The sequence below is a fragment of the Aminobacter sp. MDW-2 genome (genome assembly GCF_014250155.1).
Lineage (GTDB): Bacteria > Pseudomonadota > Alphaproteobacteria > Rhizobiales > Rhizobiaceae > Aminobacter > Aminobacter ciceronei.
This window is the reverse complement of the sequence record NZ_CP060197.1, coordinates 5,747,151-5,761,591: the sequence shown is the minus strand read 5'-3', so window position 1 is coordinate 5,761,591 and position 14,441 is coordinate 5,747,151. Positions and strand designations below refer to the sequence as shown.

Genomic DNA, 14,441 nt, shown 5'->3' with positions numbered 1-14,441 from the left:
AAAATTCGTTGGACACCAGATTCAACACGGTGGGTCAAATTTTAACTACCGATGAAAGATGACCTTCAGTTGATGCTGGCATTCCAAAGCCGGCAGGGAGTCGAAATGAAAATCGTCGTTCTTAAAACAGCCGCTGTGACCTTGATTGCAATCTTGGGTTCGCTTGCACTGGTCTTGACGATCGTGCCGGCGCTGGGAGGAACAGTTGGCGCCATCGCCTGGCTGATGTGCTTGCTGTGCCCACTGTTCATTGCGCCTCCGCTGGGTTTCTTCACCTTCATGCAGGAGAGGAAGCTCAAGCTTGCCCATGAAGACCTGACACGGGCCCACGCTCAACTCGCCGCCGCCCATCGCCGCCTGTCGGAAAAGGCGAGCCGCGACGAGATGACAGGCATGCTCAACCGCGAGAACTTCTTTGCCGCGCTCGACGGCAGCAGGCGCAAGAGCGATCGCGGCGCGCTGCTGATCATCGACGCCGACCACTTCAAGCAGATCAATGACAGTTTCGGCCACCTGACTGGCGACCAGGCGTTGCTGCAGATCGCTGCCGCCATCACCCGTGGCGTGCGCGGCGGCGACATCCTTGGCCGCATCGGCGGCGAGGAGTTTGGCGCCTTCCTCGTCGGCGCGACGGTTGACGAAGCCAAGCTGGTGGCTGAACGCATTCGCAGCGAGGTCGAGGCACTACGCTTCCAGCCAAGCGACGAGCGTGCCGTGCCGCTGACGGTAAGCATTGGCGGCACCGACTGCGAAGCGGAAGCAAATGTTTCCGAACTCATGCGCAACGCCGACAAGCGCCTCTATGAGGCCAAGCGCCGTGGCCGCAACCGGGCCATCTTCGACATGGGCGTTCCGGAAGCGGCGTAACGGCGTGCAAAACGGTCACACGGTTTGCGACAGGGGCGGTGGCGTTTGCCGTCGCCCATTTTGCTTTTGAGCTCGCCCGTTACCACTCGCTGCGGCGAAGATCCTTCGCGAAGATCGCGGTACATTCCAGCCGACCGAAGGCCAAGAAATGAACATGGGCTTAGACAGCCCGTCGATTCGCCCTACATCGACCGCGTAGGTCTCTGACGCAACCGTCATCGCTGGCGCAACGTTTTCTCTGAATCTGTCGAAACCAGGCGGTTCAGAACGACATACGTCCGCATGCATGATGCGACCTCGAAGCAGATGCCTGCATGGAATCGTTCGGTGGCCTCACGGGCAGTGGCAGTCCAACTGTCGGCTTTCGAAGTCAAAGGAACCGGAAATGACATTTTCCCATAGCTCGCCGGCAACGCCCGAGGACGCCTATCCAAGGCGATGGATTGCGATGGCGATCCTGCTCCTGGCCGGCTTCATGAATCTGATCGACGTGACAATCGTCAATGTTGCCTTGCCACGCCTGCAATCCGGGCTTGGCGCGACAAGCAGCCAGATCGAATGGGTGGTGGCGGCCTATGTGCTGGCCTTCGCGCTCGGCCTGCTGCCGTTTGGCCGGCTTGGCGACGTTGTCGGTCGCAAGCGTCTGTTCCTGATCGGCGTCGCGAGCTTCACCGTGTTTTCGGCGCTGTGCGGCCTGGCGCCGACGATGACGACCTTGATCCTTGCGCGCGTGCTGCAGGGCCTGGCCGGCGCCATGATGATGCCGCAGGTGCTGGCGATCACCCAGGTGATCTTTCCGCCGCAGGAACGTGGCTTTGCCTTCTCGCTCTTCGGCCTGTCGGCGGGCCTTGCTTCCGTCGCCGGTCCTCTCGCCGGAGGCATGCTGATCAGTGCCAACATTTTTGGCCTCGACTGGCGGCCGATCTTCCTGGTCAACATCCCGATAGGCATCATGGCGGTGATTGCCGGCCGGGCGCTCATCCCGGACATGCCTGGACGGCCGGAGCTGACGCAGGATCCGGTCGGCATTCTGATCGCCAGTGCCGCGGTCTTCCTGCTGGTGTTTCCGCTCATCGAGGGTCATGCCTATGACTGGCCGCAGTGGACCTTCGTGATGATCGCACTGTCGATCGGCGCAATGGTCAGCTTCTTCCTGCACCAGAAGTCGCGGGCGAAGGGGGAGAAAAGCCAGTTGCTTCCGGTAGCCCTGATGACCAACGGCAACTTCATGCTCGGCTCGGTGATGACCATGACCTTCTTCTCCGGCGTGGCGGGCTTCTTCCTGGTCCTTGCCGTCTTCCTGCAGACCGGTTTCGGCCTGACGCCGCTGCAGTCAGGGCTGACGACGGTGCCGTTTCCGATCGGCGTGCTGATCGCGTCGCTGATCTCGGGGCGGCTGGGCAGCCGCTGGCCGCAGCGGCGCATCGTTGCCGGCGCGCTGGTCATGGGCATCGGCATGGGCTGGCTGCGTTTCGTCGTCGCCAATGTCGGCGACGCTGTCGACCATTGGAACTTCGTCCTGCCGCTTTTGATGTGCGGCTTCGGCATGGGCATCGCCATCTCGTCGCTGTTCCAGACGGTGCTGTCTACCGTGCCGCCGCGCGATGCAGGTTCGGGCTCGGGCGCCGTGCAGGCCTTCCAGCAGATCGGCGCAGCCCTCGGCATTGCCGTTACCGGACAGATCTTCTTCTCGACCCTGGCCGTCAAGGCGAGCGAGCTTCCGCACATCGCCTTCGTCTCTGCCATGGAGCACGCGCTTGTCTACGAGATGGTGGCATTCGCCCTGGTGGCGGCGATGGTGTTCTTTCTGAAACCGGCCACCCCGCAAGGCAACCGCGGCCAAAGCGTCGAAGACAGGCAGCCGCTGCCCGTGGAGATGTGACGGGGACGCGCGGTCCGCTGGATCAATGCATCACCCCGAAAATCGATTCCGAATTGCGGGGTGATGCTGTAGACGCGGACATGCGGCCGCTCCGGCCGTCTTCAAGCCGACACTGAACCGACATGCCATTGTGGATTCCCATCACTATTGCCGCCGCCTTCCTGCAGAACCTGCGGTCGGTGGTGCAGAAGCACCTGAAAGGGGTGATGGGCACGACCGGTGCCACATTCGTGCGCTTCGGTTTCGGCTTTCCCTTCGCGCTTGCCTTTGTCGGGGTGCTGCATTTCGTCGTCGGCTACGAACTGCCGGCTCTGAACAGGACGTTCTTTGCCTGGGCGGTGGTCGGCGGCCTGGGCCAGATCGCCGCGACCTTCCTGTTGATCCACCTGTTCTCGTTCCGGAACTTTGCCGTCGGCACCGCCTATTCGCGCACCGAACCGGCGCAAGCGGCGTTGTTCGGGCTGTTGTTCCTCGGCGAACGCGCGACGGCGGGTGCTGTCGCGGCCATTGCCATCAGCGTCTTCGGCGTGATGCTGATCTCTGTCGCCCACACCGCATTCACCGCGCGAACGCTGGTGACCTCGGTGCTCAGCCGCAACGCGCTTATCGGTCTGGCCTCCGGTACGTTCTTCGGCATTTCGGCGGTCGCCTACCGTGCGGCGTCGCTGGCGCTCGGCGGGCCGAACTTCATGACGCAGGCGGCGGTCACGCTCGCCGTCGTCATCGTCTTCCAGACGCTGATCATGCTGGGCTGGATTCTGTGGAGGGAGCGCGACGAGCTGCCTCGCATCGCCAGGGCCTGGCGGCCGGCGCTGTTCACCGGTCTCGTCGGCGCCTCGGCTTCGTTCGGCTGGTTCATGGCGATGACGTTGCAGCAGGCGGCGATCGTCAAGTCACTCGCCCAGATCGAGATGCTGTTCACCTTCGCGTCGAGTGTCTTCTTCTTTCGCGAGCGCATCAACCGGCTCGAAATAGCCGGTTGTGTGCTGATCGTCGGCGGCATCCTGGTGCTGCTAGCTCTGGGCTGAGAGCCTAGACCGTAGCTGGATCGCGCGGCGGCTCGCCTTTCCAGCGCTTGATGATGCCGGCGAGGTCGCTGTTCTGGAAGGCATCCTTCAGCGTGTCGAAGGACGGCAGCACGAAATAGGCGCGCTGGAATTTGTCGATCTCGTAGGTCGTGCGCATCACCGTTTCGATGTCGAACGGCACCTGGTGCGCATCGGGGCTTTCAACAGCGAATTGCAGCTCGGTGAAGGACGACATCAGGCCGGCGCCGAAGGCCTTCAGCGGCTGGCCGGGTTCCTGCATCAGGCCGTATTCGGCCGTATACCAGTAGAGCCGGGTGATCATTTCGTCGCCGCCGAGCGCGATCAGATCGGTCGCTTTCTCGCCGTACATCTGCATGAAGTCGCCGAACACCGGCTGGCTCAGTACTGGCACATGGCCGAAGAAGTCGTGGAACATGTCGGGCTCGACGATGTAGTCGAGTTCGTCGCGCGTCCTCAGCCAGTTGGTGACGGGGAAGCGACGGTTGGCCAGGTGGTCGAAGAAGGGTTGCGCCGGGATCAGCCCGGGCACCGCCACGATCTCCCAGCCGGAGAGCTTGCGCAGCTTGTCACTGACGTCATGGAAGTCCGGAATGCGGTCGACCAGGCCGAGCGCCGACATGCCGTCAAGATAGGATTTGTGCGCCAGCCGCTGGGTCAGCCTGGTCTGGCGGTCGCACAGCGTACGCCACACATCCTGCTCGGCAGCGCTGTAATCGTATTTCTGCTCGACGGTGAAATCCGGACGGCAGACGCTGTAGTCGCCGCGTAGCCCCTGTTCCGCGCACTCCCGTGCATAGTCTTGAACGCTCACGCTCATGTCAGATCCTCCCCGGAAACAGCTTCGATGGAGGAATCATAGGCGCTGGAAGCGAGCGGAATTCACCTCTTTGCGAGCGTTCGATGTTGTTTTGAGGTATATTTACCCAAATCTCCAAAATGGATGGTGAAAATGCCTCAGTTTGATGAGTTCGAGATCAGGATGCTCGACATTCTCCAGCGCGATGGGCGCAAGCCGGTTTCCGAGATCGCGCAGGAGATCGGCCTGTCCAACACGCCATGTGCCCGACGTTTCGAGGCGCTGCAGGACGCCGGCGTCATCAAGGGCTTTTCCGCCCGCATCGGACGCCGCGCCGTCGGCCTCATGGTCGAGGTCTTCGTCCAGGTCAGGCTGGTCAGCCACAGCGACGATTCCCCGGAAAAGTTCATCGCCGCCGTGCAACGCATGGACGAGGTCTCGGCCTGCTGGACGATGACCGGCGACTACGACTTCCTGCTGCATGTCATGGTGCCCAATGTCGACGACCTCAACGCCTTCGTCATGCACCGGCTGATGCGCCTGCAAGGCGTCCGCGACGTTCACACCCAGCTGGTGCTGCAGAACATCAAGGGCCCCGGCCACGTGCCGCTCGCGCATTTGCGAGGCTAGGGGGCGACTAGGGATCGGGATAGGTGAGCGGGTAGCGCTCGCCAACGAGACAATTGACGGGTTTCGAGGCCTGGATTTTCATCATGCCTGGTGCATCCGCGATGCCGCCGACTTCGAGCACGAGCTTGCGGCGGATGGCCGTGACGAACTCGGATGCGAGGTGGATCGGCAGCACGAACGAGCCCGGCCCGCCGGTGACGCATTCGGCGTAATAGCGGTCGATGTCTTCCAGGCTGCCCGTCGGCCGGACGAGGATCGGCAGGCCGTTGATGACGATGCCCTTTGCAACCGCATTGTTGCGGGCGACCTCTACCGGCGCTCCGAGGTTGTTCGGTCCGTCGCCCGAAATGTCGATGACCTTCTTTTCACCGCGGAAGACATTTTGCTCCAGCAGGTTGGCACCGAACGCCACCGCATTCGAGATCGACGTGCCGCCGGATCCGCCGATGGGCTTGACGGCGAGCTGGGCGGCGAAGGCGTCGGCGCTCGAAGCATCGTCGATGATCTGCCAGGGGATGACCGATTCTGGCCGCACGGTCCCTGCCCACTCGAAATAGGTGACCGCGATACGGCCTCTCGAGCCCGCCAGCACGGCATTGATGAAGTCGGGATGGCGCAGCGCCTTGACGTAGCCGGCGCGCTGAAGCGCAAACTCGCCTTCGTCCATCGAACTCGAAACGTCGACGGCCAGCACCAGTTCGACATCCACCGTCCGGTCGTCCACGTCGATGGTCGGCGTGGCAGGCAGTTCGCAACCCGTGCACAGGATCAGCGCCAGCGCAGCCAGCATTGTTCATCGTCCGAGGGACCCGGAGGTCAGTGTGCGTCAACGCAGGGAAAATGAAAGCCGCAACGCTTCAAGGCTTCGTGAATACGAGGCCTGCTCTTGAAACGACAAGGCCGGCAAAAGCCGGCCTGTCTTTGTGCACTGGGCAGGTCAGTCCTGCAGCTTACGGAACGATCAGCGTCCCTGCGCCGTGCTCGGTAAACAGCTCAAGCAGCACCGAATGCGGCGTCTTGCCGTTGAGGATGACGACACCTTCGACGCCGCGCTCGATCGCCTCGATGCAGGTCTCGACCTTGGGGATCATGCCGCCCGAAATCGTGCCGTCCTTGATCAGTGCCTTGGCGTCGGCAACCGTCAGTTCGTCGATGAGTTTCTTGTCCTTGTCGAGCACACCGGGCACGTCGGTCAGGAACAAGAGGCGCGACGCCTTGACGGCACCGGCGATGGCACCCGCAAAGGTATCGGCGTTGATGTTGTAGGTGTGGCCGTCGCGGCCGGGCGCGACAGGCGCCAGCACCGGGATCATTTCCGAACGGGCCAGAAGGTCGAGCAGCGTGCGGTCGACTTCGACCGGCTCGCCGACGAAGCCGAGATCGATCACCTTCTCGATGTTCGAATCGGGGTCGACCATGGTCTTCTTGGCCTTTTCGGCGAAGACCATGTTGCCGTCCTTGCCGCACAGCCCGATCGCCCACTCGCCTTCGGCGTTGATCAGGGCGACGATCTCCTTGTTGATCGAGCCGGCCAGAACCATCTCGACGATCTCGACGGTTTTCTGGTCGGTGACGCGCAGGCCGCCCTCGAATTTCGATTCGATGCCCATCTTGGTCAGCATGGCGCCGATCTGCGGGCCGCCGCCGTGCACGACGATCGGGTTGACGCCGGACTGCTTCAGTAAGGCGATGTCGCGGGCGAAGGCACGGCCGAGCTCGACATTGCCCATGGCGTGGCCGCCATACTTCACCACGACCGTCTTGTTTTCGTAGCGCTGCATGTAGGGCAAGGCCGCGGAGAGCAGGGCAGCCTGCATTTCGGCGGTGGCGGCGACGTTCGTCGTCATCGGCATGGTCCCGGATAGGTGGAAAAGGTCGGCGCGGTCTTAGCCGGAAACCGGGCAGGGGGCAAATGGTTCGATGGGCTGGCAGGCGTGCTGTTTTGCCGATACGCTACGGAATGTGGTTGCATGGCGCCCGACGATCTAAACAGCAGTTGCAAATAGTTTTGCGCCACGTAACTTGGCGGGCATGACGCCGCAGGACATCACCAAGCTGATTGTTCGGACCTCGATGAAGGACCGTGCGGCCTTCGATTTGCTCTACCGGCAGACGAGCGCGAAACTTTTTGGCGTCTGCCTGCGTGTATTGAACGACAGGGCAGATGCCGAGGAAGCGCTGCAGGAGGTCTTCGTCAAGATCTGGACGAAAGCGGACCGCTTCGCAGTTTCTGATCTCAGCCCCATTTCGTGGCTCGTAGCAATCGCGCGCAATCATGCGATCGATCGCATACGGGCGCGGCGTCAGGCGCCTCTCGCGATCGACGAGGCACTCGAGGTCGCGGACCCAGGGCCGGGGCCAGAGGCTGCAGCAGTGGCGGGCGGTGAAGCCGAGCGCATCCATGGCTGCCTGGAGGAACTTGAAAAGGACAAGGCTGCCGCTGTCCGCGGTGCCTATCTCAAGGGGGAGAGTTATAACGAACTCGCGGACCGCCATGGCGTGCCGCTGAACACCATGCGTACCTGGCTGCGCCGCAGCCTGCTCAAACTCAGGGAATGTCTGGAAAGATGACGCTCGCGCAAGACAATGGACCGGAACGTGGAGGCGACGATCTGGTCGCAGCCGAATACGTTCTCGGCGTCCTGCCTGCCGACGAGCGGCGTCAGGCCAGCGCCCGCATCGACGGCGAGCCTGGTTTTGCGCGCATGGTCGATCAATGGGAAGTACATTTCGCCCCGCTCGCCGCGGCCTATCCGGAGATCGAGGCCCCGGCCTCGGTGAAGCCGGCGATCGACCGCAGGCTGTTCTCGGGGACCGCGACGTCGTCGGCACCCAGCGCGCAAGGCTCCGCGGGCTTGTGGGCCAGCCTCGCCTTCTGGCGCGGCCTGGCAACGGCGGCGGTCGCAGCCCTGGCCATCTACATTGCTGTTCCTTACATCAATCCGCCGGCCCAATTGCCGCAGGAGCGCATGGTCGCCTCGCTGGCTGCCGATGGCAGCGACGTCAAGTACATGGCGATGTACGACGCTGGCAGTGGCCAGATCGGCCTTTCGCACGTCTCCGGCGAGCGCGCCACCGGCAGGGATTTCGAACTCTGGATGATCGAGGGCAGCAACGCTCCGGTCTCGATGGGCGTCATCCCGGTCGGATCGACGATCCATATCGACGTCGATCAGGCGATGCGTGACAAGCTCGCCGCAGGCGCCGTGCTTGCCGTCAGCCTCGAGCCGACGGGCGGTTCGCCGACCGGCCAGCCGACCGGACCGGTCGTAGCCGCTGGCGACCTTCGCGACATCTGATCCACGAAAATTTGCCCGAATTCGCCGCGGGCTGAAACTTTTCCCTGCGTTGATCGTAACTATAAGTTTTGCCAAAGCTTAGAGTGAAAGAAAGGAAATATTTCTCTCCAGAAGGTGAAACTACCTGATCTCAAATCCGTAATTCCTTGTGCCTTTCCATTTAGGGAAACAACCCAAGGAGTTACATTATGCGTAAGATCTCTCTCGCTTTGCTCGCCGGTGCCTTTTCCGCTCTCGCCACCTTCGCCTATGCTGAAAACCCGATGGTTGGCGGCGCCGCGATGTTCGCCGATAAGAACATCGTCGAAAACGCGGCCAATTCGAAGGATCACACCACGCTCGTCGCTGCCGTCAAGGCAGCCGGCCTGGTCGAGACGCTGCAGGGCAAGGGCCCGTTCACCGTCTTTGCGCCGACCAATGAAGCTTTCGCCGCACTCCCGGCCGGCACGGTCGAAAACCTGCTCAAGCCTGAAAACAAGGATCAGTTGACCAAGATCCTGACCTGCCATGTCGTTGGCGCCAAGGCGATGGCCGCAGACATCAAGAAGATGGTCGATGACGACAAGGGCGCGCACCCGGTCAAGACCGTTGGCGGCTGCACCTGGACCGCGAAATATGAAGGCGACAAGGTGACTGTAACCGACGAGAACGGCAATGTCGCCAATGTGACGATCGCCAATGTCGAGCAGTCGAACGGTGTCATCCATGTCATCGACAAGGTCCTGCTGCCCAAGATGTAAGCCCGGGGGGCAGCGTGGTTGTGCGACGCTGTCGCTCCCTGAGGCGCGCGCAATCGGCAAAGCGCCCCGCAACGGGTCACCGTTGCGGGGCGCGGCCTGTTGTGCGCAGGCTGGTCGGTTTTCGCGCCAAACCCTCAAGCCCTGTTGATTTCGCCGTGATGTGACGCCGGCCTATGGTCGGCTGGGAGAAATGCCATGGACCGCCGTACATTCCTGCTGGGCAGTGCCGCGATCGCCGTTCTTGCCGGCTTTGTCGTCTCGAGGCGATTGACCATCGCCGACCAGGCATTGGCTGAAAACTTCGAAGTCACCAAGACCGATGCCCAGTGGCGCGCGATCCTTGCTCCCGCCGCCTTTGCCGTGCTGCGCCAGGAGGACACCGAGCCGCCGGGGTCTAGCCCGCTGCTCAACGAGCACCGCAAAGGCACCTTCAACTGCGCCGGCTGTGACCTGGCCGCCTATTCGTCCGCTACCAAGTTCGATTCCGGCACCGGCTGGCCGAGCTTCTGGGATGCGCTCCCCAATTCGATCGGCACCAAGGTCGATACCTCGCTGATGATGACCCGCACCGAAGTGCATTGCCGCCGCTGCGGCGGTCATTTCGGCCACATCTTCGACGACGGCCCGCCTCCGACCGGCAAGCGCCATTGCATCAATGGGCTGGCACTGACGTTCCGCCCTGTCGCGGCCTGACCTTTTCTCGAAAAATCCTCTTGACCTCAAGATACATTGAGGTTGCATCAATGCGCTCTCACGAAATCCCGAATGGAAAAAGGAGAGCGGAAATGATCCAGAATACAGAGAACGATCAGAACGGCCCGGTGGCGTTCGTCAACATCTTCACCCTGAAGCCGGGCAAGCTGGACGAGTTCATCGCCCTCCAGAAGATCAACCTGGACCGTTCGATAGGCAATGTGCCGGGCTGGCGCGGCAGCCGGCTGCACCGGGCGATCGACGGCGATACAGCGATCATGATCAGCACCTTCGATACGGTTGCCGATCACCAGCGGGTTCATCAGACGCAAGGCTTCGCCGAACACATCGCCAAGGTCGGGCCACTGATCGAAGGCGTGACGCCGGCCTACTACCAGGTCGTCCACGAAGTGACGCAGGCCTGAGGCCGGTTGCCTCAGGCAACATGCGACGGCGGCCGTGATCAGCCGCCGTTGACCACCAGCGCGATCGCCGCGCGCAGTTCGTCCAGGCCTTCGTTCTTCTCGGACGAGGTCGCAAGAACGGTCGGGAAGGCGGCGGCGCGTTTCTTGATCTTGAGCAATGTGTCTTCGATCAGCGGCTGCACGCCTGCGGCCTTGATCTTGTCAGTCTTGGTCAGGACGATCTGGTAGGAGATCGCGGCCTTGTCGAGCAGGGTCAAAACCTCCTCGTCGTTCTTCTTGATGCCGTGGCGGGAATCGATCAGCAGGTAGACGCGCTTGAGCGTCACCCGGCCGCGCAGATAGTCGAACACCAGCTTTGTCCAGGCGTCGACCTGTTCCTTCGGCGCCTGGGCGTAGCCGTAGCCGGGCATGTCGACCAGCGCCATCGGCGGCAGGTCGCCTGCCTCGCCGGAAAAGCCATCCGGGACGAAGTAATTGAGCTCCTGCGTGCGCCCCGGCGTGTTCGAGGTGCGGGCCAGGCCGCTGTGGCGAACCAGTGCGTTGATCAGCGACGACTTGCCGACATTCGAACGGCCGGCGAAGGCGATCTCCGGCGGCCCTTCCGGCGGCAGGAACTTCATGGACGGCACGCCGCGGATGAAAACCCACGGGCGCTTGAAGAGCTCGGCATCCACCGTGCGATTGGTCGTATGTTCGTTCAAGCCGCTGCCTCCAGCAGAGAAATATCCGAGCCGCGAATGGCCTTGAGGTTGCGGCCGATCTTGTCCACCGGCCAATCCCACCAGGCAATCGTCAGAAGCCGTTCGATGGTCTTGTCGTCGAAACGCTTCTTGACCACGACAGAAGGATTGCCGGCTACGATCGCATAAGGCGGTACGTGTCTGCTGACAACCGATTTCGCAGCAATGATGGCGCCGTGGCCGATATGAACCCCAGGCAGGATCACCGCTTCCATGCCGATCCAGACATCATTGCCGAGCACCGTGTCGCCGCGGACCTCCTGCTGCCAGGAGGCAAGGTCGAAGCCTTCCTCCCAGCCATGGCCGAAAATGTTGAACGGATAGGTCGAAAAGCCGGACATGGCGTGATTGGCGCCGTTCATGATGAAGCGCGCGCCTTCGGCGATCGCGCAGAACTTGCCGATGATCAGCTTATCGCCGATGAAAGGGTAGTGGTGAAGCACGCATTTCTGCTGGAACAGATCGGGTCCGTCGGGATCGTCGTAGTAGGTGAAATCGCCTATCTCGATGTTCTCGGCGTCGACGAGCGACTTGAGGAAGCCGACGCGCCTGTGCATCGGGATCGGATGCTTGAGCGAAGGGTTAGGTCCATGCATGGCATTTCGTCCCCATTGATACGCCTCTCTACCAGTATAGCGCGATCCGCGACGAAGACATCGGGGGCGATGATCTCAAGGGAAATGGTTCTTGCGCAGATAAAGGGCCGACTAGTTCGACCGAGCTGCAAACCGGGGTTCTGCAAGGGCTTGCAGAACCCCGGCCTTTGCCGAGACGGTTCAATTCTGACCGGGGGGGATGGTCAGAGACCGCCACCCCGCAGGCTGATGCTTGAGAGGCATCGCTCAGCTACGCTGCCAGCTGGAAAAAAGTTTCAGCTCCCGGTTGAAGAAAAGTCAGGTTCCTCACAATGCAGAAAAGCCCCGGAGTGCGGGGCTTTTTCGTTTCGTCTGGGCTGTTCGGCTATTCGGCCGGTGTCGGTTTCTTCTTGAACAATGCCATCAGATTGTCCCAGAGCTCGATCTTGGCGCCCTGGCGCTTCATGATCACGCCCTGCTGCAGGATCGACAGCGAGTTGTTCCACGCCCAGTAGATGACGAGGCCCGCCGGGAACGATGCCAGCATGAAGGTGAACAGGATCGGCATCCAGGTGAAGATCATCGCCTGGGTTGGATCCGGAGGCGTCGGGTTCATGCGCATCTGCAGGAACATGGTGACACCCATGATCAGCGGCCAGACGCCGATCATCAGGAAGGCGGGAACGCCCCAGGGCAGCAGGCCGAACAGGTTGAACAGCGAGGTCGGATCCGGAGCGGCCAGGTCGTGGATCCAGCCGAAGAACGGTGCATGGCGCATTTCGATGGTGACGTAGAGCACCTTGTAGAGCGCGAAGAACACCGGGATCTGGATCAGCACCGGCCAGCAACCGGCCAGCGGGTTGATCTTCTCGGTCTTGTACAGCTCCATCATCGCCTGCTGCTGCTTCATCTTGTCATCCGCGTATTTCTCGCGGATTTCCAGCATCTTGGGCTGCACCATCTTCATGTTCGCCATCGACTTGTACGACTTGTTGGCGAGCGGGAAGAAGATGGCCTTGACGATGACGGTGGTGGCGAGGATCGCCAGACCGAAATTGCCGAGCAACTTGTAGAGCGTGTCGATAAGCCAGAACATCGGCTTGGTGATGAAGTAGAACCAGCCCCAGTCGATCAGAAGCTCGAACTGGCGGATCTGGCGGTCCGCTTCGTAAGCGTTGATCTTGGCCACTTCCTTGGCGCCAGCGAAGACCAGCGTCTCGACGGTCGCCGACTGACCCGCGGCGACCGTGATCGGATCGGTCATGAAGTCGGCCTGGTAGCGCGGGCGGCCGTCCTCGAAATAGGAGAAGCGCGGCTGGAACGGCTGCTTTCCAGAAGGCACCAGTGCGGCAGCCCAGTATTTGTCGGTGATGCCGAGCCAGCCGTCGGTCGACTTGCCAGGCAGAACCTGCTTGTCGTCCTCGATGGTGGCGTAGTTGATTTCCTGCAGGCCCTCGGTGCCGGTCACGCCGATCAGACCTTCGTGCAGCACGTAGGTCGAGGCATGCAACGGCTTGTCGAAGCGGGTGAGGCGGCCGTAATTGGACAGCGCGACGTCGGTGCTGCCGGCATTCGCCACCGTATCGGTCACCGTGAACATGTAGTTCTGGTCGACGGCGATGGTACGCTTGAAGGTCAGGCCCTTGTCGTTGGTGTAGGTCAGCGTGACAGGCGTTGCCGGTGTCAGCGTCGTATTGGGCTCGGCAGTCCAGACAGTGTCGGGACCCGGAACCGCGCCGGTCGCTTCGCTGCCGACGAAGCCGATTTCGCTGTAGAAGCCGGCTGGCAGCGCCTGCGGGTTCAAAAGCTCGATGACGGGTGAATTCGGTTCGACGGCGACGCGGTAGTGCTTGAGGCTGATGTCGTCGATGCGCGCGCCGGTCAGGTTGATCGAGCCCTTGAGGCTCGGCGTGTCGACCGGGATGCGGCCGGATGCTGCAAGCGCCTGGGCACGGTCGACAACGGCGACCTGGGTCGTCGGTGCGCCGGGGACACCGGCCTGCGGCGTCGCTGGCAAGCCGGCGCTGGTGCCGGGTGCCGTGCCTGCCGGCTGCTGCGCCACACGCTCGGCTTCGATGCGTGCGGCTTCGCGCTGCGATTCGACGCGCGGGTTCATGTAGAACACCTGCCAGAGCGTCAGGATCAGCACCGACAAGGCGATGGTGATGAAGAAGTTACGGTTGTTTTCCATCGAAAGCCCTTATCGCGTTCCGCGAATGCGCCGAGAAAGTTCGGCCGTTATCTGGCCGAAGGGGGCGGTGAGCACGTCTTCGCGCCCGACGATCACATAGTCTTTGCCGGCGGCCATGTCACCTGCGGCATGTGTACGAACGGCTTCCCGGAGGCGCCGCTTGACGCGATTGCGGACAACCGCGTTGCCGACTTTCTTGGTGACGGTGTAGCCGACCCGCGGCCCCGCACTGTCGTCGCGATCCAGAACCTCGACGAGAAAAAACCGCCCGCGCCGCTTGTCACCGCGGCGGACGGCCAGAAACTGTTTTCTTTTCAGAAGCCGTTCGGGGCCGCGTCCATGCGGAGCAGACCCCTCTGGCTTGCCGTCAGCGGGCAAGGTTCCCGCCTATGGCTTAGGCGGAAAGCCGCTTGCGGCCGCGGTTGCGGCGAGCTGCGACGACGCCGCGACCACCCTTGGTTGCCATGCGAGCACGGAAACCATGACGGCGCTTACGGACGAGTTTGGACGGCTGATAGGTACGCTTCATTTGTTTTTACACCGCGGCGTGCGGC

At 62.0% G+C, this 14,441-nt stretch carries 17 protein-coding genes; 9 read left to right on the top strand and 8 right to left on the bottom strand.

What is annotated here, in order from left to right; translation table 11 throughout:
- Positions 1 to 105: 105 nt before the first annotated feature.
- From H5P29_RS28395 to H5P29_RS28385, 3 genes are all read left to right on the top strand, one after another.
- Entirely contained in the window at positions 106 to 867 is a 762-nt protein-coding gene (locus tag H5P29_RS28395; RefSeq protein WP_154385913.1) for a GGDEF domain-containing protein, read from the top strand.
- Between the two features lie 385 nt (positions 868 to 1,252).
- Positions 1,253 to 2,749 carry an MFS transporter gene (locus H5P29_RS28390; protein WP_246340906.1) on the top strand — a complete coding sequence of 499 codons (1,497 nt, stop codon included), beginning with the start codon at positions 1,253 to 1,255 and terminating at the stop codon, positions 2,747 to 2,749.
- A 122-nt stretch (positions 2,750 to 2,871) separates the two neighbouring features.
- A complete protein-coding gene (locus H5P29_RS28385; RefSeq protein WP_067965628.1) occupies positions 2,872 to 3,777 on the top strand; it encodes a DMT family transporter in 906 nt (301 codons plus the stop codon).
- Positions 3,778 to 3,781: 4 nt separating this feature from the next.
- On the opposite strand, the gene phhA is transcribed toward H5P29_RS28385, so the two are convergent.
- Positions 3,782 to 4,615, bottom strand: a complete 834-nt coding sequence (gene phhA / locus H5P29_RS28380) for a phenylalanine 4-monooxygenase (protein ID WP_067965626.1) — start codon at positions 4,613 to 4,615, stop codon at positions 3,782 to 3,784.
- Positions 4,616 to 4,747: 132 nt separating this feature from the next.
- Between phhA and H5P29_RS28375 the strand changes: the two genes are divergently transcribed.
- On the top strand, positions 4,748 to 5,224 hold the full coding sequence (locus tag H5P29_RS28375) for an Lrp/AsnC family transcriptional regulator (protein ID WP_067967130.1): 477 nt from the start codon (positions 4,748 to 4,750) through the stop codon (positions 5,222 to 5,224).
- A gap of 7 nt (positions 5,225 to 5,231) precedes the next feature.
- Here H5P29_RS28375 and H5P29_RS28370 read toward each other — a convergent pair whose 3' ends face one another.
- Positions 5,232 to 6,014 carry a DUF1194 domain-containing protein gene (locus H5P29_RS28370; RefSeq protein ID WP_067965625.1) on the bottom strand — a complete coding sequence of 261 codons (783 nt, stop codon included), beginning with the start codon at positions 6,012 to 6,014 and terminating at the stop codon, positions 5,232 to 5,234.
- Between the two features lie 160 nt (positions 6,015 to 6,174).
- Positions 6,175 to 7,077, bottom strand: coding sequence for an acetylglutamate kinase (gene argB / locus H5P29_RS28365; protein ID WP_172582946.1), 903 nt, complete (start codon positions 7,075 to 7,077; stop codon positions 6,175 to 6,177).
- A 178-nt stretch (positions 7,078 to 7,255) separates the two neighbouring features.
- Here argB and H5P29_RS28360 point away from each other — a divergent pair, with 178 nt between their 5' ends.
- The 5 genes from H5P29_RS28360 to H5P29_RS28340 all read left to right on the top strand — a co-directional run bounded on the left by H5P29_RS28360 (position 7,256) and on the right by H5P29_RS28340 (position 10,381).
- Positions 7,256 to 7,795 carry a sigma-70 family RNA polymerase sigma factor gene (locus H5P29_RS28360; protein WP_067965623.1) on the top strand — a complete coding sequence of 180 codons (540 nt, stop codon included), beginning with the start codon at positions 7,256 to 7,258 and terminating at the stop codon, positions 7,793 to 7,795.
- Positions 7,792 to 8,523 (top strand): anti-sigma factor domain-containing protein, encoded by a 732-nt coding sequence (locus H5P29_RS28355; RefSeq protein WP_154385912.1) that lies wholly within the window; start codon positions 7,792 to 7,794, stop codon positions 8,521 to 8,523. Before H5P29_RS28360 ends, H5P29_RS28355 begins: the two co-directional genes overlap by 4 nt.
- 188 nt (positions 8,524 to 8,711) lie before the next feature.
- Positions 8,712 to 9,263 carry a fasciclin domain-containing protein gene (locus tag H5P29_RS28350; RefSeq protein WP_154385911.1) on the top strand — a complete coding sequence of 184 codons (552 nt, stop codon included), beginning with the start codon at positions 8,712 to 8,714 and terminating at the stop codon, positions 9,261 to 9,263.
- 195 nt (positions 9,264 to 9,458) lie between these two features.
- Positions 9,459 to 9,956: a peptide-methionine (R)-S-oxide reductase MsrB gene (gene msrB / locus H5P29_RS28345; protein ID WP_154385910.1), complete on the top strand. Its 498-nt coding sequence runs from the start codon at positions 9,459 to 9,461 to the stop codon at positions 9,954 to 9,956.
- Positions 9,957 to 10,048: 92 nt separating this feature from the next.
- Complete coding sequence (locus H5P29_RS28340; RefSeq protein WP_182575136.1) at positions 10,049 to 10,381, top strand: antibiotic biosynthesis monooxygenase; 333 nt, start codon at positions 10,049 to 10,051, stop codon at positions 10,379 to 10,381.
- 38 nt (positions 10,382 to 10,419) lie between these two features.
- Here H5P29_RS28340 and yihA read toward each other — a convergent pair whose 3' ends face one another.
- The 5 genes from yihA to rpmH all read right to left on the bottom strand — a co-directional run bounded on the left by yihA (position 10,420) and on the right by rpmH (position 14,416).
- Positions 10,420 to 11,082: a ribosome biogenesis GTP-binding protein YihA/YsxC gene (yihA, locus tag H5P29_RS28335; RefSeq protein ID WP_067965613.1), complete on the bottom strand. Its 663-nt coding sequence runs from the start codon at positions 11,080 to 11,082 to the stop codon at positions 10,420 to 10,422.
- Positions 11,079 to 11,717 (bottom strand): CatB-related O-acetyltransferase, encoded by a 639-nt coding sequence (locus H5P29_RS28330; RefSeq protein WP_067965610.1) that lies wholly within the window; start codon positions 11,715 to 11,717, stop codon positions 11,079 to 11,081. The genes yihA and H5P29_RS28330 overlap by 4 nt, the downstream gene beginning before the upstream one ends.
- A 364-nt stretch (positions 11,718 to 12,081) precedes the next feature.
- Positions 12,082 to 13,887, bottom strand: a complete 1,806-nt coding sequence (gene yidC / locus H5P29_RS28325; RefSeq protein ID WP_067965608.1) for a membrane protein insertase YidC — start codon at positions 13,885 to 13,887, stop codon at positions 12,082 to 12,084.
- A gap of 9 nt (positions 13,888 to 13,896) precedes the next feature.
- The gene (rnpA, locus tag H5P29_RS28320) at positions 13,897 to 14,265 is read right to left on the bottom strand and encodes a ribonuclease P protein component (protein ID WP_067965606.1); all 369 of its coding nucleotides are present in this window, start codon (positions 14,263 to 14,265) and stop codon (positions 13,897 to 13,899) included.
- A 16-nt stretch (positions 14,266 to 14,281) separates the two neighbouring features.
- Positions 14,282 to 14,416, bottom strand: coding sequence for a 50S ribosomal protein L34 (gene rpmH / locus H5P29_RS28315; RefSeq protein WP_008833937.1), 135 nt, complete (start codon positions 14,414 to 14,416; stop codon positions 14,282 to 14,284).
- Positions 14,417 to 14,441: the final 25 nt, after the last annotated feature.